General features: G+C 33.6%; 26 protein-coding genes, 1 pseudogene and 3 riboswitches. Of the genes and pseudogenes, 24 read left to right on the forward strand and 3 right to left on the reverse strand.

Going from position 1 to position 25,845, the window contains the following annotated elements; all coding sequences use genetic code 11:
- Positions 1-169: 169 nt before the first annotated feature.
- Positions 170-868 carry a TVP38/TMEM64 family protein gene (locus BLS22_RS03830; RefSeq protein ID WP_090550544.1) on the forward strand — a complete coding sequence of 233 codons (699 nt, stop codon included), beginning with the start codon at positions 170-172 and terminating at the stop codon, positions 866-868.
- Between the two features lie 91 nt (positions 869-959).
- On the opposite strand, the gene truA is transcribed toward BLS22_RS03830, so the two are convergent.
- Positions 960-1,697 carry a tRNA pseudouridine(38-40) synthase TruA gene (truA, locus tag BLS22_RS03835; protein ID WP_090550547.1) on the reverse strand — a complete coding sequence of 246 codons (738 nt, stop codon included), beginning with the start codon at positions 1,695-1,697 and terminating at the stop codon, positions 960-962.
- Positions 1,698-2,008: 311 nt separating this feature from the next.
- Positions 2,009-2,094: riboswitch (cyclic di-GMP riboswitch) on the forward strand.
- Positions 2,095-2,220: 126 nt separating this feature from the next.
- Here truA and BLS22_RS03840 point away from each other — a divergent pair.
- From BLS22_RS03840 to BLS22_RS03870, 7 genes are all read left to right on the forward strand, one after another.
- Positions 2,221-2,847, forward strand: coding sequence for an HD-GYP domain-containing protein (locus BLS22_RS03840; RefSeq protein WP_090550550.1), 627 nt, complete (start codon positions 2,221-2,223; stop codon positions 2,845-2,847).
- A gap of 241 nt (positions 2,848-3,088) precedes the next feature.
- A complete protein-coding gene (locus BLS22_RS03845) occupies positions 3,089-3,412 on the forward strand; it encodes a HutD family protein (protein WP_090550552.1) in 324 nt (107 codons plus the stop codon).
- Positions 3,399-3,704: a cupin domain-containing protein gene (locus tag BLS22_RS03850; RefSeq protein WP_090550556.1), complete on the forward strand. Its 306-nt coding sequence runs from the start codon at positions 3,399-3,401 to the stop codon at positions 3,702-3,704. The genes BLS22_RS03845 and BLS22_RS03850 overlap by 14 nt, the downstream gene beginning before the upstream one ends.
- A 224-nt stretch (positions 3,705-3,928) precedes the next feature.
- Positions 3,929-4,618 (forward strand): phosphoribosylaminoimidazolesuccinocarboxamide synthase, encoded by a 690-nt coding sequence (locus BLS22_RS03855; RefSeq protein WP_090551604.1) that lies wholly within the window; start codon positions 3,929-3,931, stop codon positions 4,616-4,618.
- Between the two features lie 178 nt (positions 4,619-4,796).
- A complete protein-coding gene (gene htpG / locus BLS22_RS03860) occupies positions 4,797-6,680 on the forward strand; it encodes a molecular chaperone HtpG (protein ID WP_090550558.1) in 1,884 nt (627 codons plus the stop codon).
- Positions 6,681-7,075: 395 nt separating this feature from the next.
- Positions 7,076-7,918: a CvfB family protein gene (locus BLS22_RS03865; protein ID WP_090550562.1), complete on the forward strand. Its 843-nt coding sequence runs from the start codon at positions 7,076-7,078 to the stop codon at positions 7,916-7,918.
- A 35-nt stretch (positions 7,919-7,953) separates the two neighbouring features.
- On the forward strand, positions 7,954-8,496 hold the full coding sequence (locus tag BLS22_RS03870) for a TDE2712 family protein (protein ID WP_090550565.1): 543 nt from the start codon (positions 7,954-7,956) through the stop codon (positions 8,494-8,496).
- 64 nt (positions 8,497-8,560) lie between these two features.
- On the opposite strand, the gene BLS22_RS03875 is transcribed toward BLS22_RS03870, so the two are convergent.
- A complete protein-coding gene (locus BLS22_RS03875) occupies positions 8,561-9,382 on the reverse strand; it encodes an ABC transporter permease (protein ID WP_090550567.1) in 822 nt (273 codons plus the stop codon).
- 106 nt (positions 9,383-9,488) lie between these two features.
- Here BLS22_RS03875 and BLS22_RS15015 point away from each other — a divergent pair, with 106 nt between their 5' ends.
- The 15 genes and pseudogenes from BLS22_RS15015 (at position 9,489) to BLS22_RS03945 (ending at position 23,478) form a co-directional block, all read left to right on the forward strand.
- Positions 9,489-9,773: a hypothetical protein gene (locus BLS22_RS15015; RefSeq protein ID WP_176762044.1), complete on the forward strand. Its 285-nt coding sequence runs from the start codon at positions 9,489-9,491 to the stop codon at positions 9,771-9,773.
- Between the two features lie 108 nt (positions 9,774-9,881).
- On the forward strand, positions 9,882-10,574 hold the full coding sequence (locus BLS22_RS03885; RefSeq protein WP_090550573.1) for a DUF2726 domain-containing protein: 693 nt from the start codon (positions 9,882-9,884) through the stop codon (positions 10,572-10,574).
- A 255-nt stretch (positions 10,575-10,829) separates the two neighbouring features.
- The gene (locus tag BLS22_RS03890) at positions 10,830-11,471 is read left to right on the forward strand and encodes a M50 family metallopeptidase (RefSeq protein ID WP_176762045.1); all 642 of its coding nucleotides are present in this window, start codon (positions 10,830-10,832) and stop codon (positions 11,469-11,471) included.
- Between the two features lie 250 nt (positions 11,472-11,721).
- Entirely contained in the window at positions 11,722-12,219 is a 498-nt protein-coding gene (locus BLS22_RS03895) for a hypothetical protein (protein ID WP_090550578.1), read from the forward strand.
- Positions 12,220-12,563: 344 nt separating this feature from the next.
- On the forward strand, positions 12,564-13,019 hold the full coding sequence (locus BLS22_RS03900) for a hypothetical protein (protein ID WP_090550581.1): 456 nt from the start codon (positions 12,564-12,566) through the stop codon (positions 13,017-13,019).
- A gap of 134 nt (positions 13,020-13,153) precedes the next feature.
- Positions 13,154-14,488, forward strand: coding sequence for a magnesium transporter (gene mgtE, locus BLS22_RS03905; protein ID WP_244269471.1), 1,335 nt, complete (start codon positions 13,154-13,156; stop codon positions 14,486-14,488).
- 18 nt (positions 14,489-14,506) lie between these two features.
- Positions 14,507-14,675, forward strand: a riboswitch (M-box (ykoK) riboswitch).
- Positions 14,676-14,895: 220 nt separating this feature from the next.
- Positions 14,896-15,039, forward strand: a complete 144-nt coding sequence (locus BLS22_RS15020) for a hypothetical protein (RefSeq protein WP_176762046.1) — start codon at positions 14,896-14,898, stop codon at positions 15,037-15,039.
- A complete protein-coding gene (locus tag BLS22_RS03910; protein WP_090550586.1) occupies positions 15,023-15,247 on the forward strand; it encodes a hypothetical protein in 225 nt (74 codons plus the stop codon). The genes BLS22_RS15020 and BLS22_RS03910 overlap by 17 nt, the downstream gene beginning before the upstream one ends.
- A 101-nt stretch (positions 15,248-15,348) precedes the next feature.
- Positions 15,349-15,771: pseudogene (locus BLS22_RS03920) on the forward strand (MgtC/SapB family protein).
- Between the two features lie 12 nt (positions 15,772-15,783).
- Complete coding sequence (locus BLS22_RS15025; RefSeq protein WP_176762047.1) at positions 15,784-15,948, forward strand: hypothetical protein; 165 nt, start codon at positions 15,784-15,786, stop codon at positions 15,946-15,948.
- Between the two features lie 755 nt (positions 15,949-16,703).
- A complete protein-coding gene (locus BLS22_RS03925; protein WP_090550594.1) occupies positions 16,704-17,048 on the forward strand; it encodes a hypothetical protein in 345 nt (114 codons plus the stop codon).
- Positions 17,049-17,053: 5 nt separating this feature from the next.
- On the forward strand, positions 17,054-18,214 hold the full coding sequence (locus BLS22_RS03930) for a cation:proton antiporter (protein ID WP_090550597.1): 1,161 nt from the start codon (positions 17,054-17,056) through the stop codon (positions 18,212-18,214).
- Between the two features lie 591 nt (positions 18,215-18,805).
- Positions 18,806-20,167, forward strand: a complete 1,362-nt coding sequence (locus BLS22_RS03935) for a sigma-54 interaction domain-containing protein (RefSeq protein WP_090550600.1) — start codon at positions 18,806-18,808, stop codon at positions 20,165-20,167.
- 271 nt (positions 20,168-20,438) lie between these two features.
- Positions 20,439-21,806: a Na+/H+ antiporter NhaC family protein gene (locus BLS22_RS03940; RefSeq protein ID WP_090550603.1), complete on the forward strand. Its 1,368-nt coding sequence runs from the start codon at positions 20,439-20,441 to the stop codon at positions 21,804-21,806.
- 52 nt (positions 21,807-21,858) lie between these two features.
- Complete coding sequence (locus tag BLS22_RS03945; protein WP_090550606.1) at positions 21,859-23,478, forward strand: amidohydrolase; 1,620 nt, start codon at positions 21,859-21,861, stop codon at positions 23,476-23,478.
- A 36-nt stretch (positions 23,479-23,514) separates the two neighbouring features.
- Here BLS22_RS03945 and BLS22_RS03950 read toward each other — a convergent pair whose 3' ends face one another.
- Complete coding sequence (locus BLS22_RS03950) at positions 23,515-23,721, reverse strand: hypothetical protein (protein WP_090550609.1); 207 nt, start codon at positions 23,719-23,721, stop codon at positions 23,515-23,517.
- Positions 23,722-23,982: 261 nt separating this feature from the next.
- A riboswitch (cyclic di-GMP riboswitch) is annotated at positions 23,983-24,071 on the forward strand.
- A gap of 164 nt (positions 24,072-24,235) precedes the next feature.
- Here BLS22_RS03950 and BLS22_RS03955 point away from each other — a divergent pair.
- Positions 24,236-25,813 (forward strand): hypothetical protein, encoded by a 1,578-nt coding sequence (locus BLS22_RS03955; RefSeq protein ID WP_090550612.1) that lies wholly within the window; start codon positions 24,236-24,238, stop codon positions 25,811-25,813.
- The last annotated feature ends 32 nt before the right edge of the window (positions 25,814-25,845 follow it).

Consider the following 25,845-nt stretch of genomic DNA (forward strand, 5'->3'; position numbering starts at 1 on the left):
AATCTGTAGTTTTTATTCCATCAAAGTAAAAGAACTGATTTTCCTTTGCAATGGGAACAAGCTGTGAAGACAAATTAAGCTCCTTCCACTGATTAATCAAAAGATAAAGCAATAAAAAATTAAATAAGGTTTAAACTAATAGTAGAACATAAAGAATTGAGGATATGTAATGGTAAAAAGGCAATTAAATAAAAAGCTTATTTTTATACTTATTAGTATTGTGATAGGTCTTCTCGTATGGTTATTATGGAAATATGAAGTGTGGAATTTTATATCCATCGACTATTTAAGAAAATTTACAGGTAGGATACGACGTTTAGGCTTCCTAGGAGTACTTCTCTATCTTGTAAGCTTTGCCTTAGGTACAATGTTGCTTTTACCTAGCTTACCGTTTGCACTTTTAGGTGGAATTACCTATGGAACGGTATTAGGTATTGTATATGCTACTATAGGAGATTTGTTAGGGGCATCCATGGCATTTGTCGTTGCTAGGTACATAGGGAGGGAGAGAATAGAAAAAAGATTAAAAAGCAGCAAGGCTTTTCATGAGATAGATGAGGGGGTTAAACAGGATGGATGGCGGATTGTTGTTTTAACTCGGATGGTGCCAATTATTCCCCATTGGCTACAAAACTATGTCTATGGGTTGACAGGAATTTCATTTACAACCTATGCCTTTGTAACCCTATTATGTATTATTCCTGGAACAGCTGTATGGATTTTTGCTATAAATACAGTAGGTAGAGATGAAGGCGATGCAAAGAGAACAATGATTTACCTAGGAATTGCTGCAGTAGCAATTGTGGTTATCTCTTATTTACCTAAATGGATATATAAAAAGAAAATATTAAACAACAAGCAGGAGTGAAAAACCTCCCCTCTGGTTCGTTATTGACAATTTGTATCAGAGGGGAGGTTTTTTCAATGTACTCTAAATATTTTATAGATAGAAGGTTATTTTAGTAATAGACCTCCTCTAAAAATAAACCCTGGGGGGGAAGGGTTTGCCCAGCCATGGATCTGTTTTTACCCTCAAGTATTTCATCAATATGGGAGATGTTTTTTTGCTTTAAACCAATTTCTACTAAAGTACCCATAATAATACGAACCATATTATATAAAAAGCCGTCTCCTATGAAAATAAACTTCACCATATGTTTTTCTTTAGTAATAGATATTTCTTGAATGGTTCTTACAGTAGATTTATTGGTCTTTTTTACAGAAGAAAAACCAATGAAATCATGGGTTCCAACTAATTTTTCTGCTGCTTCCTTCATTAATTCAATATTTAGTTTATCAACAAGGTGATAACTATATTTTCGATGAAAGACTGATGGAATCCAATCATTCCAAATGTAATAAACATATTTTTTGTTTTTTACATTATAGCGACTATGGAATCTCTCTCCCACCTCTGCTACTTCCTTAATTACAATATCCTGTGGCAAATAATAGTTCATATATTTGTGGATTTCTTTGGTTGACATATTGGACTTAGTATGGAAATTAGCCACTTGTCCTTTAGCATGAACCCCTGCATCCGTTCGACCCGACCCGATAATCTCTATAGGGAAATCTACCATCTCACTAATAACATGCTCCAATTTTCCTTGAATAGTTTCACCAGAACTCTTTAATCTTTGCCATCCATTATACCTGCCACCATCATATTCTATTACTAATTTAATATTTCTCATTACATCACTCCTTATTTATTATCATAACATTTTAATGGTAATATTTACATTGTTATATAGATTTTATTCCTTATTTACTTTGGTTAGGGAATTAATTGAAGTAGGCCCTAGGATAAATTTCATCCCCTCAAAAAGGATGGTTTTTACTATGTAGAAATTTGTAAAATTTACAAGAAATACAAAATTTATCCTTTACTATATAGTGTAGTTACTATATACTAGAATACGTGAGGATTAAGACCTACTATTAATTCATAATGGGTAGGTATTGGGATCTACTGTATAATTTATGGGAACTGAATAGATTAGAATTCTGATAATAGCAAACTTATTGAAAGATAAGGACGCAAAGCTATGGGCCTAATGGATAAATTCCAATGGTTGCCAGGTTGCCAAAGAGTTAATTTTTAAGTTATTCATTTGCTTATAAGATTAATTATTGTGCAATAAAGCAGCCAACTGTTTGGCTGCTTTTAAATTTTTAAATTGCTTTAGAGATTAGCATAGGAGGATCATTAGTATAATGATAAATTTGAAAAAATCTACTTATCTTAATTTAGTGAAGCATGACTTTTCTTTAGAGATACTTGTGCATTCCAATAATGTTGCCAATATTGCTATAAAGATGGCTGATGTGATGAAGCTATGTCATAATGAAAAACTAAGACTCCACGAAGAAGCCCTATATCATGATATTGGTAAAAGTAAAATTCCTGAATCTATTTTGTATAAAACAGGAAGATTATCTACAGAAGAGTGGAAAATTATGATGAAACATCCCATTTATTCAGAGGAGTTATATTTAAGTATTAGGAACTTAGATGAGGAGACGATAAAAATTGCACAAGTAATAAGGCATCACCATGAAAATTGGGACGGCACAGGCTATCCTGATAAAATGGCTAAGAAAAGAATTCCATTACATAGTAGAATTATAAAGATAGCAGACATGTTTGAGGCTATGACCCAACCTAGAATTTATAGACCTTTTAAAATAGAGAACACCTTAGAAGTGATGGAGCAGCTGGCGGGAAAGGAAATAGATCCATATATTTTTCACAAAACTTATCCTATACTACATAAATTATTAGAGAATAACCTCCAAGAGAATACAATGCATTGGAAAGTGAAAAGTATTGTCGGTGGTTAACTAATCTATATTAAGGGACTTCAATGATGACAACACAGTTTTTAATAAATTAAAATATTATCTAAGGCAATTAAGTTAAGAATAATAACTAAAAATCTCCACAAAACTAATAATTAGTAGTTTTGTGGAGATTTTTTAATAAAGTAGAGACTGGGTAAAAGGAATCTTTTGAAAAATATAGAATAAAAAAAGTGGCATTAAAAATCTCTAAATACAAAATTATAAATAAAGAAAGGCATTGATGAATATGACTTATGAAATTGAATTGATTAAAAAACATCAGCTTCAAACCAATCGTTGGTCAGGAGGAACTACAACTCAGCTTGCAATTTATCCTAAGGATGCTATCTATAGTAATGAAGGAAACTTCACATGGCGCTTAAGCTCAGCAAGGGTTGAAGTAGAGGAATCTGTTTTCACACCACTCCCCAACATTCAGAGGGTTCTTATGATTATTGAAGGAGAACTCCTGCTACAACATCAAGGCCATCATAAAAGTATTTTAAAACCATTTGACCAAGATAGATTTAGCGGAAGCTGGACAACGAAAAGTGTTGGATTTTAATTTAATGATGGGTGAGGGCTGTGAAGGTGAATTGGAGGCTATACACCTTGAAGGAAATCAATCCAATAGTATGTCCTTCCATAGCAGAGAGGAATTTTCACAAAATGTTGAAGCTATCTATTGTGTAAAGGGACAAGTAAAATTAAAAATTTCAATAGATAATAGTATGATCTTGGATGAAGGAGATATTATTTTAATAACAAAGAAAGGGAATTTCAGTGACCTGCAACTAGAGATGTATAACCTAAAGGATGAAAAAGCCCACCTAATTAGAACGAGTATCCACTACTAAAGAAGAAAGAAAATGATTTATAGAAAATTGCTATATACTAAAATAATATAACCCTATAAGGAAAATTAATAGCTATGGAAAAAACAGGGCAGGCTCAAGTCATTTACAGTAAATAAAGGGTGGACTATAGAAAAAACCTATAGGTAACCCACCTACAAGGTTGAAAACTTGAGTCAATGATGTATAATATGATTAAAAATTATAACCCAAAGGAGCTAGATGAAATGAAGCTAATTTATCAGGGAAAAACAAAGGATATATATGCTTTGGAGGATGGAAACTATTTACTTAGATTTAAGGATGATGTTACGGGAGAAAATGGTGTATTTGATCCAGGAGCCAATACCGTCGGTCTAACGATTGAAGGTGCTGGTAAGGCCGGTCTTAGATTAACAAAATTCTTTTTTGAAATCCTAAAAGAAAAAGGAATACCTACCCATTATGTTGATGCAAACGTTGAAGAGGCAACTATGACGGTGAAAACAGCAACGGTGTTTGGCAAGGGGATGGAGGTAATCTGTCGCTATAGGGCAGTAGGAAGCTTTTTACGCCGTTATGGTATGTATGTAGAAGAAGGACAGTCATTAGATAGATTTGTGGAGGTTACCCTTAAGGATGATGAACGGCAGGACCCCCCTATTACTGAGGATGGGCTGGACATGCTGGGTATATTGTCAAAGGAAGAGTACAAAACATTAAAAGCCCTTACCCAAAGGATAGGAGATATAGTAAAGGAAGAATTAGCTAAAAAATCTATTGAGTTATATGATATTAAGTTTGAGTTTGGGCGCTTGAAGGAAAACAACGAAATTGTTTTAATCGATGAAATTTCTGGAGGAAACATGAGGGCCTATAAGGATGGTCAATATATTGAGCCATTAAAGCTAGAAAAATTAGTGATGGAAGGGGAGTAAAAACTATTTATTAAAGTTATAAAGTTAAAAATTTAAAAATTAGCACTCTATCACAGGGAGTGCTAATTTTTCTATTGACTGTAAATTCATATAATTGTATGATAGATTTGTACAAAGGATGATAGTCCTTTAAATTTTTAAATATCTACATAATATTAAATCATTAAGGAGGGTATTTATGAGTAAAGAAAAAGGAAATTTGTCGATCCACAGTGAGAATATTTTTCCTATTATTAAAAAGTGGCTGTATTCAGATCATGATATCTTCATTAGAGAGTTAATTTCCAATGCTTGTGATGCTATTACCAAGCTAAAAAGATTAAATAGTCTAGGAGAGGCCGACTTAGATGGCAAAACAGATTTTCAGGTGAAGGTTATCCTAGATAAAACAGCAAGAACCTTAAAGTTCATCGATAATGGTATTGGTATGACGGAGGAGGAAGTAAAGAAATATATTAATCAGATTGCTTTTTCCGGGGCGGAAGATTTTCTTAAGACCTATAAGGATAAGGGAGATGCCGACCAAATTATCGGTCATTTTGGTCTTGGTTTTTATTCTGCCTTTATGGTGGCAGACATTGTAGAAATCGATACTTTATCCTATAAAAACGAGGCTGGGGCCGTTAAATGGTGTTGTGATGGTGGTATAGAGTTTGAGATGGAGGATAGTAATAGAAGGGAAAGAGGTACAGAGATTACCCTTCACCTAGGACAGCAGGGAGAAACCTTCTTAAATGAATATACTGTGAAATCCACCATAGAAAAATACTGTTCCTTTATGCCCTACCCCATTTATTTTGACATAGCCGATAAAGAGCCAGAAAAGGATGGGGAAGGCAATATCATTATTACTGAACCTAAAGCTTTAAATGACACATTACCACTATATACAAAACAGCCAAATAGTTGTACAGATGAAGAGTACAAGGAATTTTACCAAAAAACCTTTAAGGATTTTCGAGAACCACTTTTTTGGATTCATCTCAATATGGACTATCCCTTTAACTTGAAGGGGATTCTTTACTTCCCTAAATTGAACACACAGTTTGATACTATGGAGGGACAGATTAAGCTATACAACAGCCAGGTTTTTGTAGCTGATAACATTAAAGAAGCTATACCAGAATTTTTACTGCTTCTAAAGGGAATTATAGATTGCCCTGATCTACCCCTAAATGTGTCTAGGAGTTTTCTACAAAATGATGGTTTCGTAAGGAAAATTTCTGATTACATTACTAAGAAGGTAGCAGATAAATTAAACAGCCTCTTTAAATCAGAACGAGAAAACTTCCAAAAATTCTGGGATGATATTAGTCCCTTTGTTAAATACGGTCTCATAAAAGATAACAAATTTTATGAAAAAATAGAATCTATTATTCTATATAAGACCACACAACAGCAATATGTAACCCTTGAAGAGTATTTTGAAAAGCATGATGGAAAACTAAACAAGGAAGTCTACTATGTTACAGATACTGTTCAACAGGCCCAGTATATTCAAATGATGCAGGCCCATGGGATAGAAGCTGTTGTTTTAGATCATGGTATTGATTCCGCCTTTATATCCCACCTTGAGATGAAAAAGAATGATATCAGCTTTAAACGAGTGGATTCAAACATCTCAGAGGTAATAAAAGATATGGATGAGGCCCCTGATGAAGAAACAGCCACAAAGGAAAGGGATATTCTGACGAAGGTTTTCAAAAATGCTTTAAATAAAGAGGATTGTCAAATCCAGCTTGAAAGCTTGAAGTCTGAGGATGTTGCAGGAATGATTATTCTGTCAGAAGAGAGCAGAAGAATGCAGGAAATGATGAAAATGTACAGTATGGGGGAATTAAATGCTGGCATGATGGGAAGTGAAGAAACCCTTGTACTGAATAAAAAACACCCTCTTGTTCAATATATTTTAGAACGGGGTGAAGAGAAGACAGAAGCAGTGGATTTGATTGCTCAACAGGTATATGATTTAGCAGTATTAAGTCATAAGTCCCTTTCTCCTGAAGCCATGACAAACTTTATTAAGAGAAGTCATCAAATCATGAGATATATGATTGGATAAAAAACTTAATTTTTTATTGAATTGTACCCTATAAAAAAGCATCTACAGAGAAGTTTGTAGGTGCTTTTTCAATATTGAGATTAGAAGAACTGGAACCCCTGGTGTAATCATAAGAGATAGAGGATATACGTAACAAACAAAGTATTCTTTAATAAAACTATTTAACCTTGGGAGACAAATCCAGTTGATTTATTGAAAAACACTATATCAAAGAAGGTGATGTCTTTGTAATAGTGTGGTAAAATGATAGAGAAATAAAAACCCTTTAAATTACATGCCAAAATTTTACTGTATAAATAAAGTCCTTTATTTGGAAAGAATATCAACTAATAGGATGATTTTTTAGGGATATAGCTACATAAGAAATAAATATGATAAAAGAAAGAAGGTCAAGCATGATAGATTTAGGCGTAATGCAAACACTCCAGGTGGTTAAAACCACTTCCTTTGGAGTTTATTTAAACTCAAAGGATAACAAAAGAGATGACAATATTCTATTACCAAAGAAACAAGTACCTGAAGGAATTGCAGTAGGGGATGAAATAGAAGTATTTGTTTATAAAGATTCTGAAGATAGAATAATTGCCACAACCGAAAAACCTAAGATAACCCTTGGAGAAATAGGGCTGCTAAGGGTAGTGGAAACCACAAAAATAGGAGCATTTTTAGACTGGGGCTTAGAAAAGGATTTATTGCTACCCTTTAAAGAACAAATTGGTAGGGTTTATAAAGATAAGGAATGTTTAGTAGGTTTGTATATAGATAAAAGTGACAGATTATGTGGAACTATGGATATATATCAATTCCTCAGCAGTGAATCTCCTTATCAAGTAGACGACAGAGTACAAGGAACCATTTACAGTATACATAGAGAAATAGGTGCATTCGTAGCAGTAGATAACAAATATCATGGTTTAATACCTCAAAAGGAATTCATAGGGAATTATAAGCCTGGTGACCAAATAGAAGGTAGAGTAACAAAGGTAAAAGAAGATGGGAAGCTGGATTTAAGCTTAAAGGAAAAAGCCTATAAACAAATGGGGGAAGATGCAGACTACATTTTAGAAAAAATGAAGGCCCAAGGTGGAAGTCTGCCATTGGATGATAATAGTGATCCAGATAAAATAAAAGATGAATTAAATATGAGTAAACGAGCCTTTAAGAGGGCAGTAGGAAAATTATTAAAAGAAGGAGAAATCAAATTCACAGAAAAGGGTATAGAGTTATTGAAAAAATAAGAAATATATCTATATTACTTTAAGGGAGTGCTGATATGATTAAAAGAATAAAAGTAAAGTTAAATATTATAGAAGGCATGCTCTATTATTGGCAAGCAACCAGCGAGAAGGAAAAGGTAGGAGAGAGCTATATCATCAATATGGCTGAACTACCAGAAATGGCCTATATCTATGATGATGAGTTTAACAAAGAGTCTGTAAGAAAAGTACTTAGTGCCATATCCAACAGAGAAATCCTTAATAGCGAAAGCAGGAAGGAAAGAAAATTTTGGAACAATAATATGTGGATGCTAGAAGACCTAGAATATACCAACATGATGATAGCACCATTGAAAACTTTGAATTTGGATGGCATTATTGAAAAATTAAATAATCAAAGTCTCCAATCAAAGGATGAAGAACTGGAAGTCCTATTTATCCCTGGGCATCATGATGAATATTTAATTGCTGACAACAAATTAGTCATCAACTTTTTTAGAGTTAAGGCAGATCTATATGAGGAAAACAAGGTGACCATTGGAGACACCCCTTTAGTGGATTATATACAGGAGAAGCTAACAGAATTAATAAAAAAATAAAGATAAGATATAAAATAGCAGCCCCTCCCTTAGGAGAGAAGCTGCTATTTTATACTTTATACTTTTATTGTCTCCATTTTAAAAATATATTTTCCAGCCATACAATTAACTGGTACATTAAGGCAGTTGCAATAGCAAGAATAATAACTCCCGCCATAACGATGTCTAATCTAAATACCTGACCACCATAAACGATCAAATAACCTAAGCCAGCCTTAGAAACCAAGAATTCCCCTACAATAACACCTACCCAGGACATACCGATGTTAATTTTCATAGTATTAATCATGGTAGGGACACTAGCTGGAAGAACAACCTTCTGTAATACTTGATATTTATTGGCCCCAAAGGTCTTCAGCATCTTAATCTTTTCTTCATCGACTTCTTTAAAACCATTATAAGTAGCTAAGATTGTAACGACAAGTGAAATTGCCAATGCAGTTACGATAATACCCCGCATCCCCGCACCAGCCCAAATGATAATAATAGGTCCAAGGGCTATCTTAGGCAGGGCATTTAGGACAACCAAATAGGGGTCCAATACTTTAGCTATAAAGTCAGACCACCATAGCATGATGGCAATGATCGTTCCCAGTATGGTTCCTATAATAAAACCCATAACAGCTTCAAAAACTGAAATAGCTGTATGTTTAAAGAGGGAACCATCCTCTATCAAATTAAGAATTAAAGTAAAAATAGCCGAAGGTTTACTGGTGAAAAAAGGATCGATCCAACGTAGGGTGGCAGCTATTTCCCATAATAATAGAAATCCTACTAAAACGCCTACTTGAGATAACTTTATTTTTATTCTATACTGTTTTATACTTTTTAAATATTCAATATGGCTGGAGGAGTGCTGAGGGCTTTCAAGGTTATTATTTAACATAAATATCTAGCTCCTTCCATATTTTATTGAAATAATGCCTAAACTCAGGGGCCTCACGACACTTTAGAGGTGTACGCTTTCCATCTGCGCAGGTTAGAGCTATATTATGAATATTTTTAATAGAAGATGGTCTATTAGAAAGCACAATTACTCTATCTGCCATAGAGATAGCTTCTGCTATGTTCACATAAATGCGACTAAGGAACTTCTTAGGAGAAAGAAAATTAAAGTAGTAGTGAATAAACCTAACCCAGATGAACTAGAAAATCTGACAACCGATACAGTTGCTAAAATAGCCATGCTTACAATCAATAATCTCCCTCAAAATCAACGGTTAGCTACCTTAGAGGAGATATTGAGGAGGTTAAAGACTGCAGATTTTGTCGAATAAGGGTGAACGATAAAAATGAGAAATCTTACAGAATTATGGAATAATATGGAACTAATTAGTACAATAGAATTAGGTTCTATTTTCTAATTGTATAAAGGAGGACGGGCTATGAGTAACAATAACAGTGGTTGTCTATCAGTGTTATTCCCATTCTTAAAACTTACTGGAAAACAACATGAGGAGTGTCAAGAACTACCTAATATAGAAAAAGAAAAATTACCTTATGCTAAGAGAGATGACTTTCTATCCCCATCTGAACTATCTTTTTATAAAGTTTTGAGACAAGCTGTAGGAGAAGAAATACTAATTTGTCCAAAGGTTGGATTGAAAGAAATATTCTTTGTAAAAACCAGAGATAGAGGGGGATTTTCAACATACCACAATAAAATAGATCGCAAGCATGTAGACTTCTTACTATGTAGAACTGACAACCTGCAACCTATCTGTGGAATAGAATTAGACGACACCTCCCATCAAAAACAATCTCGTATTGAGAGGGATAATTTTGTTGAAGAGGTTTTTGAGACAAGCAATCTTCCTTTGTTGAGATTTAAAAATAGAGTGAGCTACACCTTTTCAGAGGTTAAGGAAAGCCTTGATAAGGTGCTGAATGGCATAGATATTAAAGCTGCAGAGACTGCTGAAAGCATCAGTGGAGAGGAACTAACAATACCTATATGCCCTAAATGTGGAATACCTATGGTAAAGCGGACAGTAAGCAAAGGTGAAAATAAGGGAAAAGAGTTTTACGGCTGCCCTAATTTCCCTAGGTGTCGGGAGACGGTTGATGTTGAGAAGTAGCAAGATATTTTATCAACCTAATATTTCTCAGCTTATTACATTTTAGTTAGCTAGCTTCTAGTAGACGTTTAATTCCTGTCTTGCTGCGAAAGTTAGGGTGCAATATTAAATAAAAAGGTGCAGTTATAAGCAGATATTTACGAAACAAGGTTCGTAAATGCATACATATAAGTATAGAAAACGAAGTTGTATTCGTGGATGCAAGAGTTATGTAAAAGGCTGTACATAGATATCGGCTGCAAAGGAGAAAAAGAGATGTTGGGAGATATATTAGTTATCATAGGAATTTTTTATTTAAGTGTTTTCATACACGAAATTGGACATTGTGTGATGCCAAGGATGGTTGGAATAAAAGAATTCAATAATATTTATTTGGGGATTGGAAATGAACTTCGTAGGTTTAAAGTAGGGGATTTAAGTATAGTAATAAATAAATTTTTAGTTCCATTTGGATATGTTGGAGGAAAAGAAAAAACTAATTATGATAGTTTCAATGTTCTGCAAAGAGCTCTCGTTCACTTAGGCGGTATTATCTTTAATTTAGCTATAGCTGTAATGGCATTTGGAGTAATTTATTACTCAAGTTATGATTTTCTCTTGATCGGAAGCATTGCATCATTGATACCATATATTCTTAAAAGCGTTGTGCATAGTTCACTATGGGTTTTTCAAAATGGGTTTGAAGGGGTGGGTGCATTACTTAATGCCAAAACTAATCTAGGAACATATTTCTATTTTTATATTTTCGGTATTATTAATAGTTTTATATTTATATTCAATACAATACCAATCCCAATGATGATAAAGAATGGCAAGATATTATTCAATGATGGAGGTCAATTCATCTTCAAAGGGTTGTTAAACAAGGGTACAGCTTCAAGTAAAGAGTGTAGATAATCAGCCCTTCACATAACAGAGGCTTAGCAGATACCGGAAAGCGAGTGTTTAGGGAAAGTCCGGCATTGCTAAGCCCCAAAACGTTATAGGCAATGATGATATCGAGGCTGTTTTTGGGGTCTCGTTTAGAAAAAGACGTTGAAAATAAAGATAAATTATTTGAGAAGCTATTTATGAAGTATCTATAGATATATGTACATAAATACTTATATACTAACATCAAATGTTATTTTATAGTTCGGAGGGTAAAATGAAAAAGAAGAAATTATTACTAATGATTTTCCTAATTATCTCATTGTTAATTCTATCTAGCTATATGAATTTTAGAATGATGAAAGTTAATAACCTATATCTAAATGAGTTTAAGGATAAATTGATAACGACTATTCAAGAAGATACATCATTTCATATGAAAGATTTGACACCCTTTGATTGGGATAAAGCATTTATTATTTACCCATATACCAGCAAAACAGAAATGCAAAAAATAGTAGGTAAGGAGTGGACTACTCATAATACTTATATTGGATATTTAATTGAAAAAACTTACTTTGGAGAACACCCATTAGACGATGATATTTTTCATAAATTGGTATTTGTTAAAGACGAAGAAATCATTCTTGATATAACTATACAAAGAATTATGGCAGACTTCACTGGAATTGAGGGAGTAATATATTTTGAAGATGATTTTTTTATAATTGATAAAATGGAGGACAGATATCCAATAATACTTAGACATAAATAAACTACGCCGACCCATGTTTTCGAATTAAGATGTGTTCTTTATATTAGGCGAGGATTATAGGGGTAAAAAGCATCAACACATCCTATAACAATGTTTTTTGGGCGAGGGTGCTTGTAGCACGCTTTTAGAGAAAGGTCAAGGCACCACATCCCTTCACTGGGAGCAAAGCTCCACTAGAGGGCAAGGTCAAGTGAGTCCAGTTCAGGGACGTCGCAAATACTAGGACGTTATATACCATCCCTACTGAAGGGTGGCAGTGGTAGGAAAAATAATAATAAAAATATTGAACAAGATGAAATCTTCAAGAAATATTTTATATAATACACAAGGGGGGTAATTTAAGGATGGTACATTTAGTATATTGTGACGACAAAGAAAAGGTTTTGGAAAAAATTATTGATGGTACAAAAACCATGATTATAAGAGGAGCAGCAGGAAGAAAAATTCCTCACAGTAGAGTTTTTGAAGGCGAAACATTATACTTTATGAAAAAAGGAACAAAGAAAATTTCTACTATGGCTACAGTTGCGGGTGTTCAAAACCATGTTAAATTAGCAGAAAATGAAATTGTGAAAATATTAGAGGATAACCAAAGTAAATTGAATTTATCTGACAAACAAAAAAAGAGATGGCATAAAAAATGCTTATGTTTAGTTGAATTTAAAGATGTTAGGGAAATTGATGCTTTAGAATTTCATCATCAAAGTAATATGGATGACTGGTTAATCATTGAAAAAATTGAAGATGTAGTAGTAGGTACAAGCATTCCTTACAATTATAACAACTCTAAATTTAAATAAATTACCTGTTCGGTTAAGTCAAGCTACGGTTCATATAAGAAAAATCAACGGTTTAGTGAAAGGAGAAAGTTTAATTGAAACTATAAATACTTGCATGGAATGTCCTTCACATCAAAACAACCATTTGGGCTCACCTGGAAAACAGAGATACGGAGTCATTAAAAAAATTACTAAGTGAAGCAGAAACCATTGAACTATTTGATGTGATGAGGGAATTATCTTCAGAGGAGCAAGCTATTGTATATCGACTGTTATCTAAAGATAAAGCGTTATTGGTATTTGAACAATTAGATACTCAACTACAACAAAAACTATTATCTTCCTTCACAGAGGATAAGGTTATAGAAATGATCTCTGAACTAGCACCAGATGACCGTGTTAGATTATTGGATGAATTACCTGCAAAGGTAACAAAAAAATTAATAGCCTCTCTTTCTCCTGAAGAGCGGAAAGAAACTGCTCTACTTATGGGATACGAAGAAGAAACCGCTGGGAGAATTATGACAACAGAATATGTAAGACTAAAAAGAAGTTATACAGCTTCTGAAGCATTAGAAAACATAAGAATTCATGCCCAGGATAAAGAAACCATCTACACTATTTACATTACTGATGATAGCAGAAAGCTAGAAGGTGTACTTTCCTTAAGGGAACTAGTCATGGCATCTCCCGAAATAAAACTTGAAGATATTATGCATAAAAAGGTGATTAAAGTAGCAACTGATACAGATCAAGAGGAAGTAGCCCGTACATTACAGGAACTGGACTTATTGGCTTTGCCTGTTGTGGATAAGGAAAATAGATTGGTGGGAATCATTACAATTGATGATGCAATGGATATTCTTGAAGAAGAAACAACAGAGGATATTTTTGATAAAGCAGGCTTAGCTGACTTAAATAGGAAAGAGTCGGATCGTAGTGAGAGATTAGTAAATGGATCTGTACTTCAAATTTGGAAGGTACGTCTACCCTTTTTAATTATTACAATGCTTGGAGGATTAATGGCCGGAGTGGTCATAGAATCCTTTGAGGAAGCATTAGAAGCTATTGCAGCTGTTGCTATCTTTATTCCAGTTATTATGGATATGGGTGGTAATGCAGGAACTCAGTCTTCTACCATTTTTGCCCGTGGTTTAATACTAGGTCATATCAATACAAAGAAATTCTTAAAGCATCTAGGTAAAGAAACATTTGTTGGGTTAAGTATGGGGGTATTAGTGGGTGTTGTAACAGGAATTATTGCATCTGTATGGCAAGGTATTCCTGAGTTAGGGATTGCAGTTGGATTAGCATTGGCAATTACCATGACTTTGGCAACAGCATTAGGTTTTTTTATTCCCTATGCACTATTTAAATTAGGTATTGACCAAGCTGCTGGAGCAGACCCAATTATTACAACCATTAAAGATATATCAGGATTATTGATTTACTTTGTTTTAGTAACACAGTTTCTTGGCTATCTTTTATAGAAATTGTATAAATATAAATAGAGAACTTGTTAGATGAGGCTCCTAAATGAACATAGGCTATTGTCCAAAAATGTCGAGAGACGCCAATGGGTAAAGCAGGTAGGATCGGATTAAGGTCTGCTTAAGATAGCTGATTCAGATGAATCTACGTCATTTAGTGCTGAGGCTCAAACCAGCAGGAACATCAACTTATGGTATATATAGCACTTATCTTTATACATTGAGTTAAACTATATTTGTGGGTAACTTCTTGTTTTGGAGTTACTCCTTTTTAAATTGAAAAAAACGCTGAAGGGAGTGATGGGTATACTAGACACTAGTGATTCATCTATACAATATAGTAAATAGTTCCTCCAGATAAAAATATAGGACCTTTAAACATAATAGGCTATTTAGGAGGGATACCCATGACTATTTTCAGAGGAGATTTATTAAGAATTTTGAAAAAGCGTGATATGAAGGCGTTAAAACAGTTAATTAATGAAATAGGCATTATTAAACTAATACATATTTTTAAACACCTACAAAAAAAGGATGCTACAGGTATTTGAAAGTTTAGGAGGAGAAAAACACTCTCTACTGTTAAAACATATTTCTCAATATAAAGTAATGGAATCAACAGCAAAGGTGCATGCTATAAATAATGCAGAAATTATACGCCAGGATGCCTACAATAAAAGTATTTATTCTGTAAGGCAGTGCAGCTTTATTAAGCATGTATCTACAGGTGTTAATAAACTCCTTAGGACATCTATGTAGAGGAAGGTGGAAAAATGTTTTTTATAAATTTTATTATACAAATTACAATAGCTTTTATTTTAGGTGGTGCTATTGGAGTTGAAAGATAGAAAAGACAACGGATGGCTGGAATAAGAACAAATGTATTAGTGGCATTAGGTGCCTTTTTATTTCTGACAGTATCTATGATGATTGAAGGAGAAGGTAGCCCCACTAGAATGGCAGCCCAGGTTGTTTGAGGAATAGGTTTTTTAGGAGCTGGGGTAATTATTAGAGGCGGACTGAATGGCAGAGGGCTTAATACAGCTGCTACATTATGGTGTTCTGCTGCCATAGGGGTACTAACTAGTACAGGATTTATAATAGAAGCAGTAATTGGTATGATATTCATATCAATAGCAAATATATATTTACGACATGTTGTCCATGCAATTGAAAACCATCCTACATCTAGGGGAGGATTTGAAACAATCTATAGCCTCAGGGTAGTATGTTCAGACAAGGTAGAATTTCAAATCCGTGCCCTCTTAATCCATATGCTCTAGGGAGAGGATATTATGCTTGCAAATCTAGAAAGTGAAGACATCATAGGAACTGAGACTGTAGAAGTCATTGCTAGAGTAACGAGTGTAATGAAAAACCATGGAACCCTTGAGAAAATAGCCAATAAGATTGGTTTAGAGTCAGGAATCAATTCGGTAGGTTGGGAAGTAGAATCTTAAAACATATAGGTTGTCGTAAGCAAATAATAGAATACAGTTTTTTAAAAAATATTGATTTTTTAAAAAAGCATAGAGCAGAGCCTAAGGTTGAAAATAATTTTAGGTTCTATTAAATTTATTGATGAGAGTAGAGAGTGTGGAGAGGATAAAAGCAGGACTTTAAACCACCTTTCTTCTGTAAAGTGTACATAAATGAGACCAAGGAATTTTTATACATTCCTTGGTCTTGTAATTTATAGTCTATGAAAGTGAATGATACCAAATCAAAGATTTAGGAAATCTACTTTTTTCATTAATATTGCCTTGTAACTCTTTTCCATCCCAATAGATGTTTTCTATAATCATTTTCCAGAAAAATTGGAAAGATGTCAGTTATATTTAGAATAAACAAACTCTCTATTAGAATCCAAGGTAGCTACCTTGGATGAAGTATTGAAAAAACTAAATTCTTGTGATTTTGTCTAATAATGTTTTACGATTAATATGAAACTTGTTAATACAATAGAATCAGATAATGTTCTTAAACTGTACAAAGAGAAAAGGTAATGAGTAATAATAACCGTGACTGACTATCAGCCCTATTTCCATTCTTAAAACTAGGTGGAAAACAACATGTAAAGTATGATAATAATGAACAAATTAACAGAACAACATAATTATTTATTTGATGCTTATGTGAAAAAATGATATGCTTTTTACAGAGCACTTTATGAGTACTAAAAAATTTATAATACATAAAGAGGAGGTATTGGTAGATGCGTTTATTAATTGCAATTATAAACAATCCAGATCACATTACTGACATCCTAGATGAGTTGTATAAAGTCGACGTTAAGGGAGCAACAGTGATGGACAGCATGGGAATGGCACATATTATGGCGCATCATGTTCCGTTTTTTTCTAGATTTGCTGAGTTTGGGCAGGAACCTGCATACAATAAAACAATTTTTGCTGTTATTCATTCCCAAGAATGCCTAAAAAAAGCAATTGATGCCATTGAAAGAATTGTTGGTGATTTGAATAAACCCGATACAGGTATTGTAATGACACTTCCCATCGATTTTTGCAAAGGTTTGGTTAAGATAGAGGGGGATGAGTAATTGTCATGAATATTTCTTTAGCTGTTGGAATTATTTTTTTAGCTGGAGCTGCTGGAGGGAAATTAGCTCGTAGCGTTAAGCTTCCATCGGTAACAGGCAATCTATTGGCAGGAATCCTTGTTGGACCTTCTGTTATGCGCCTAGTTAGTACGGATGTAATGTATGCACTTACCCCGATTAATGAACTGGCTTTAGGTGTTATTGCTCTTTCCATTGGTGCCGAACTCCATTGGGGAACAATGCGTAAGTTAGCTAAAGATGCAACCAAAGTTTTTATGGTGGAGGCTCTTTTGACCTTAAGTCTTGTATTTGGTTCGTTATATTTGTTTGGTTTACCGTTTCGATATGCCCTCGTCTTTGGGGTGATTAGCATTGCTACAGCTCCAGGAGCTATTATTGCCTGCATTCGGGAAACTCCTACAAAGGGGGACTTCAGTAAAGTGCTCTTGTCAGTAGTAGCTTTGGACAATTTGTTCGCCATTACACTTTTTGGCATTGTTATTAGTTTTATGCAAGCGGGTTTAGCTGCAACTGATACAGCAAGCACGCCTGCTATTGTGATGGCTGGACGGAATATAGGGATTGCATTACTGTTGGGAATAGTCGCAGGGGTATTTTTAGTAGTTACATCCCATAAGGCTAAAAGTGATACCCGTATTTTAGTATCCGTTCTAGGTGCAGTCCTAATAACAGTAGGATTATCGAATCAATGGGATACACCTGCCTTACTAGCGGCAATTACAGCTGGTACCGTTTATATCAATTTTTCTCGAAACCCCCATCGTATTAGCAGATCACTTATGAATGTTGAGGACCCCATTTTACTTATTTTTCTCACCTTAGCAGGGGCAAAACTGGATTTATCAGTTCTTCCAGTGGTAGGGCAAATTGGATTGATATATATCATTGCACGTTTTTTTGCGAAATTGGTGGGTAGTCGTGTAGGAACTGCACTAACACTTTTTCCAATAAGTTGGAAGCGTAATCTAGGAAGAGCTCTAACCCCTCAGGCTGGTGTGGCTATTGGTTTAGCTATTATCGCTGAACAAAAACCGATTTTTGCACCGGATACAATTATGCCAGTGGTTCTTGCAGCCGTAGTTGTTTTTGAACTTATTGGACCAATACTTGTTCGTAAAGCATTGTACGATGTAGATCGTGGATAATGAAATGTAAAGAATTAGGCAAATTAGACAAAGAATAAATTGCTATAAACAAAGAATAAGAAGAAGTTTTTCAAATTTTTTATAGGGATTGCAAGAAAGGAGTAGAAATTTTTTCTGCTTCTTTTAAAATTATTTCACAAATTACAAAAGAAGAGTAAAATCCTAAAAATTTAGTTGTTCAAAATGATAAAATGTTTAGGGAAACATGTAATATGAACCAAGATATAGAGAAACTAGTTGAAAAAAGGACAAGGGAATTAGAATCTACAAATAAGCGTTTGATGGTAGACCATCCTCATAGGAAACAATAATATTTTAAGGAGGAATGGGGAATTTTATATCGAATAAACAATATAAAGTAAAATTATAGAACTAGAGTATTCATATAGAGGAATTAATCTTTAAAGATAGCAATTTAAGTATACATCCAATAATAAAATATTTTTTAAAAACAGCCTTTTTATTTAGACTAAGTTTTGAGATTAATACTCTAGATTAGTAGAATGAACTAAAACTAGGGGTACAAATGATTGTCTTTTAAAACTTGAGAGTTGTGAAATTCAAACTTTATAAAAAGGGTTGGTGTAGAGTATGTTTAAATGTGATGATTATAAATTTTTTTTAGAAAATATATTGGGATTAATGATTATTAATACTGATGGCAAAGTAACTTATATGAATCAACAGTGTGCCGAATATATTAAAGTAGATTTAAAGAAATCTCTAAATAAATCTGTTAATGAGGTCTTTCCCCCTTCAAAAATGATGGAGTTGTTACAAGGGGATAAAGTTTTCAATACTGATTTTTACTTTCATGAGGGAAGGATGAGTGTAAGCACACAGGTTCAATTAAATAGGGATGGGAAGATTGTAGGAGTACTGGAATATGATATGATCCAGGATTTTAGTTCATTAGAAGAATTTATTGGTAAATACACTTCATTATTGGATGAGGAATTAAAATATTATCGTGAGGAGTTCAGAAAATTATGGAGAACAAAGTATTCAATAGATAATATTATTGGTTCGTCTGAAAAAACCAAAGAATTACGGCGTCAGATAAAATATGCCTCAAACACAAGTTCAACTGTATTAATAAATGGGGAAACGGGGACGGGCAAAGAACTTGTAGCCCATTCCATACATAATTTAAGTGGTAGAAGTTTTCAAGATTTTATTAAAGTAAATACAGCTAGCTTTCCAGAGTCATTAGCAGAATCAGAACTGTTCGGTTATGAGGAGGGTGCTTTTACTGGAGCTAAAAAAGGAGGAAAAAAGGGAAAATTTGAATTAGCTAATGGAGGAACTATTTTTCTTGATGAAATAAGTGAGATGCCCTTAACCCTTCAGCCAAAAATATTACGTGTTCTTCAAGAAAAGGAATTAGATAGAGTAGGGGGTGAAAAAAGCATCCCAATAAACGTAAGAATTATTGCAGCCACAAATAAGGACTTGCAAGAATTGATAAAAAATAGAGGGTTTAGAGAAGACTTATTCTATAGACTCAATGTTTTTACCATAAATGTACCACCATTAAGAGAGCGTTTAGAGGACTTACCAGAATTAGTGACGGCTAAACTAGAACAGTTAAACTTAGAACTTGGGAAAAATGTAACGGAGGTAGACAAAAAAGTATATGAATATCTATGCCAATATAATTGGCCTGGAAACGTCAGAGAACTACATAATGTTATTGAAAAAGCCATAAATTATGTAGAGGGGAATAAATTGAAAATTGAACATTTTGGTAGCAACTTAAAGAGTGATTTCTTTAAATTTAGCATGTTAACCAAGTACGAAAATCCAATTGAAGCAATCAAGAGAGAAGCAGAAACAAAACTATTAAAAGAAGTTCTTGAAATGTTTCATGGAAACAAGACAAAGGCAGCCAAATACCTTAAAATTTCTAGACCATTACTTTATCAAAAGATGAACAGGCTAGGTCTTAAATAATTAGAGTGTAAGTGCAAAGAAACAGTGTAATTAGAAAATTACACTGTTTTGTGTTTGTTATAATGTACAAGAAGCTTAGTAAGCTAATAGGGATAAGTGTAAGTATATAAGTACATTTTAATCAAATTAAGAATATAGAATCTATAAATTTCAGAATATTCAAAATGGCATAAAAATTGCTAGTATATAATAATAATCTATGTTGTTAGAAGGGAGGATGAAAAATAGAAATATCTACAACTAGATATTAAATTTAAAAGGAGGGAGTAACGTGGATTCTTATGGAATAATTAGTTTGGTTCCAGTTGTTGTTGTTATAGTAACAGCAATAATTAGCAAGAGGGCACTGGAGTCATTGCTGTTGGGAACTTTCGTAGCAACAATCATTATAGCCCAAGGGGACTGGTTTAATTTGTGGATGGATGTAACCTTTACTGAATTTGGAGACTCAGCCTATTACATCTTAATGTTTGGATTGTTCGGAGCTTTAATTAAAATTTTGGAGTTCTCAGGTGCAGCAATGGGCTTCTCCGATATAGGAGCAAAGATAGCAAATACTCGGAAAAAAACCCTTATCTTAACTTGGATTTTAGGTTTAATTATTTTTGTAGAAGATTATCTTAATGCATTGGGTGTTGGTATAGCAATGCAGAAGCTTACAGATAGATTTAAGGTTTCAAGACAGTATCTGGCCTTTATAGTTAATTCAACAGGCGCGGCCGTCTGTATATTGGTACCATTTTCATCGTGGGGTGTTTTATATGCTGCACAGATTGAATCAGTAGGAGTTATAACGGATATGTCAGGCTTTGCTGCCTATGCCAGGGCTATACCATATATGCTTTATGCATGGGCTGCTGTAGTGGTGGTACCCCTATTCTGCTTAGGAATTATACCACTATTTGGTCCTATGAAAAAAGCAGAAGAGAGAGCCCTATTATATGGCGAAGTTTTCCCTGAAGATTATTATAAAGAGGGAGAAGAGTCTGAGGAATTAATAGCATCAACCAAAGAAATAAAAACTTCAAGTGCTTTGAATTTCATAATACCTATGCTTATTTTAATTGGAGTTACAATATATACAGAGGATATACTACTTGGAGTGATATTTGCATTGATAACATGTTTTGTGTTACTTTTCCCTCAGAAACTAATTACCTTAGGAAAATTTTGTGATTATACTGTAGAGGGTTTTAAGGATATGTTGTATGTAACAGGTCTTGTTTTAGTTGCATTTGTATTACAAAATTTCAACGATATGTTAGGACTTACACCCTATGTTATTGAAAGTGTAACTCCGATTTTAAGTCCTGCCCTTTTTCCTGCGGTTGTATTCCTAGTTGTAGGTGCAATTGCCTTCTCCACAGGGAGCTTTTGGGGTGTTGCAGCTATTTCATTCCCTATAATTCTTCCTCTGGCAGTAGCTTTAGAAGTAAACATATTCATGGCCATCGGCGTGGTGGCAGCGGCAACAGCATTTGGGAGTCATACTTGCTTTTATAGTGATGCTGTCACAGTCACATGTGCATCCACAGGCATAAAAAATATGGACTATTCTAAAACAGCTTTACCTTTAATCAGCATTCCTTTTGTAATCGGCATGATTGGCTATCTGATCATGGGGTTTATCATGGCTTAGGATGAAAAGAATATAGAATTTAACAATCAATCCAGAAGGGGAGAAGATAATAGTGAAAGCAAATTTAATTCTAAAAGGAAATGCTATATTTGATAGTATCACGCCAAATCCTTTTAAGGGTTTTGTAGCAGTTAAAAACAATAAAATTATAGGAATAGGTAGTCCTCAAGATATGGAAAATTTTGTGGATGCCGATACTAAAATAATTAATGCAGGAGATAAGCTAATAATGTCCTCTTTTTATGATAGTCATACCCATCTAATTTTAGCAGGTATGTATAAGACCTATGTAAATCTAGGTAAGGCTACTTCTGAAGAAGAGGCGGCAAAGATGCTGAAAGACTTTGTTGATGTCAACCCTAATCTTATGACAGAATGGATACTTGGATTTAATTGGTATCATGTCTTTTGGAATAACAAACAACTACCTACAAAGTACACATTAGACAAATATTTTCCAGATAAGCCGGTATTTTTATTAAATGCAGAGGCACATGGGGCATGGGTAAACAGTAAAGCGTTAGAGGTTGCAGGTATAAATGCAAATACTCCTGATCCATTGTATGGAGAAATAGGTAGGTTAGAAAACGGAGAACCATCAGGATTTCTATATGAAACAGCTTTGGGTTTGGTGGGTGTTCTTGCTCTTGCTTCCTCAATGGAGAAGGACAAACGTTATGTAAAGGCCTATACTAAAAATGCTATAGAATTTGGCATAACATCAGTAAATGATATGCAGCCATATTTTGGATTAAATATGGGAGATTATGAAGCATATAGGGAATTAGAGGATAATGGAGAATTACATGTAAGGATACATTCAGCTGCCGATCTATTGGGGGATTTACAGAAAACAGCTGAGCTGAGGAGAAAACATAATACCGACAAGCGAAAAATTACTTTGTTAAAACAATTTATGGATGGTGTTCCTACAACCCATACTGCTTTGATGCTTAATGATTATGCTGACAGTCCTGGCAATAAGGGACTTCCTCTATCGGATCTTGATGCTATTGCCAAGGCTGTAGAGGAAGCCCATAAGCTAGAGTTTTCTATTAGACTACATTGTTGTGGAGATGGAGCTGCTAGAATGGCATTGGATTTTTATGAAAGTGCTATAAAGAAGTTTGGACAAAATAAAGCCAGACATGGTATAGAGCATTTTGAACTGGTACATCCTGATGATATACAAAGAGTCAGAGGCTTAGGTATAATCCCGTCAGTTCAACCAGAGCATCTTGCGATTACCCAGACTTTTGATGCTAATCCATATAGAATGACGTTGGGAGAAGCTAGGGCAGAGAAAACTTGGCCTCTTAAGAATCTTTATGATGCCGCTGGCGTTTTGGCCCTTGGCAGTGATTGTCCAGTTGTAGATAATGATCCATTTATAGAAATTTACAGAGCTGTCACAAGGCTCCATAATGATGGAGAACCTAAAGGTGGTTGGAATCCAAAGGAAAAGCTCACGATGTATGAAGTGTTGAGATCCTATACCTATGGTTCCGCCTACGGAACATCCAGGGAAAATGAACTTGGAACGTTGGAGATAGGCAAATTTGCAGATATTATGGTTCTTGATAAAAATCTATTCAATATAGAGGTATCAGAGATTAGAGATACCAAGGTTGATATGACAATTATGGACGGCCAAATTGTTTTTGAAAGATAAGTGGGTTTTATCTGTTTTTAAATGATACATATATACTTAAAATATCATCAATATATTAAAGAATGTAGCTGGAAGTTTTAATTTATCACTAAATACAGTCATGGAACCATCTAGAGGATTTGCAGTGGTGGCAGAGGAAATACAAGCAAGTATACTAAGTTTAAATGTTAAGAAACAATGGGTAATGTCTGACCTCTTGAAGATTTTATGCTTCAAGAGGTTTTTAAAATTTATGTTTCTCATATTTTTTCATCCTATATTATTAGCCTTTAGTGTATTGCTAAAGCTTTCATTTCTCCAAGTAGAGATTAAGTTCTAAATCCTGGAAGTAAGTGTAGTGGAATATTATTTAAAGAACATACAATCACAATATATTATTATTAATCCCTCCTTAAAATTTATTATATACAACAGAAAAGAAGGAATTTTAAAAAAAATGTAGAAAAATATGTCTTATGGTGTAGTATGTTAGATTCACATAATAACCATTATAAAATTTAATAATATTGATAATAGCAAACTTATTGAAAAATGAGGACGCAAAGCTATGGATCTAAGGGAAGTACTATTCCTATGATTGCCAGGTTGCCAAATATATAGTAGTAATAGGATATTAAACTATAGGGCGCCTTAAGTAAAGGGTGCTCTTATTTTTTATTAAATAGAAGTCAAAATAAATATCTTTAAATAAATATCTTAAGGGTTCCTATAAATATAAATATAAAAGTAAAATTTACAAGTAAGGTAGGTTTTTAAAATGGCCAGCAAGTATATTTATCAATTTAATATTCATGATATATTCAAAACCACTGATGAACAAAAGATTTTTATCGGTTCCTTTAAGGAAGATAACAGTAAATTTGTTATAATCAATATTTTAAATGTCCAAAGATTTCTACAGCAGGAAGTAAAGGAACAATTACAATTATTAAACAACTTAGTCTATTTTGAGGAGCTTAATGAAGGAATTGTTCTTGTCACTAGCTTCAAAAAATCCCAATATTTAGCAGAATATGTGAAGAATAATACCCTCACTATAGAAGAAGGTTTGAATTTAGCTTATCAGTATTTAAAAGGAATAGTGAAATATGATGGTTTTTCCAATGATATTAAGCATATTCTAATCGATGAGTCTCAAATAACTATAAAAGAAGGAAATATACTATTTAATGAATTGTTATTCCTAGAGGATGGGATGGTAGATTATGACCATAGCTTCAAGAGAGTGGCCCAAAGCGTAGCAGCTGTATTAAAAACAATTGTTTGTTCAAATATTAGTATTACAAATGTACAATCTAATGTCTTAGATGGAATAGTAGAATTTATAAAGGATTTAGAACAGGGAGATCATGAATATACAAATTTTCATGAAATTCTAAGGGATTTTCAGTTTCTCTATAGGGGTGGTTCCTATAATAGCCATCATTTACAGGAAGTATCAAAACTTTTAGAAGAGGATAATTATAATTCTTATAAAAAAAGACAACCTAAGAAACAACAAAATCATACTTTTATTAAAGCAACTATAGCAACAGCAGTTGTTGGAGTAGCCATTGCTGTATTAGCCCTTGGAATAGGAGATAGGTCTAAAACAGGGGATAGTGAATCAAATATACCTATGGCTTATTTTGAAGAAAATCAAATAGATAACCATTGGGAGTTTATAAATAATAGTATTGTTTTTGGTGATGATAATAAACTTAAAGAATTTTTATGGGAAGTTAGAAAAGAAGATAATGTTTTAAATCAATATTCTTCAAAGGATTTAAGCTTGTCTTTACAAGATGAAGGAAGATATGAGATTGCTCTAAGGGTAAAAGACGCAAATAGCAATTGGAGTGAAGAATTTAGTAGAGTGATAAGAATAATAGAAGAGGATGGAGAGGGGGATGACGACTTAACAAAACCTATACAAAGCAGCCATGTCATAGAAAATTTTGAAAAATATGATGTTTTCTATCCTGATTCGGATATTGTAACAACTGATGATACGATATTCCGAAGTGGAGAATATGCCCTAAAATTTTTAGGTACTTTCGATCATTTATCTAAGGATATCTTCTTAAATAATGTTAATATACAAAACAATGGGGTTCTTTCCCTCTGGATCATGACGGATGGCTTTGAAGACATTAAAATGGAGTTTCAAGGATATAATAGTGATGATGACTTAAAGTTTCAACATGCTATAGATTATAGTGCTAAAGTGATAGGACAGTGGGAAATGATATACTTTGATATCCCAATTGAAGGAATAATTAAAATAAAAACAGCTGTACTAAGCTCTAATACGACAGTGTGGATTGATGACATAAAAATTGATTCTTATAAATAACAAAATTAAAATAGTTAACAAACAATTTCAGG

This window comes from Natronincola ferrireducens, assembly GCF_900100845.1.
Classification (GTDB): Bacteria; Bacillota; Clostridia; order Peptostreptococcales; family Natronincolaceae; genus Natronincola_B; species Natronincola_B ferrireducens.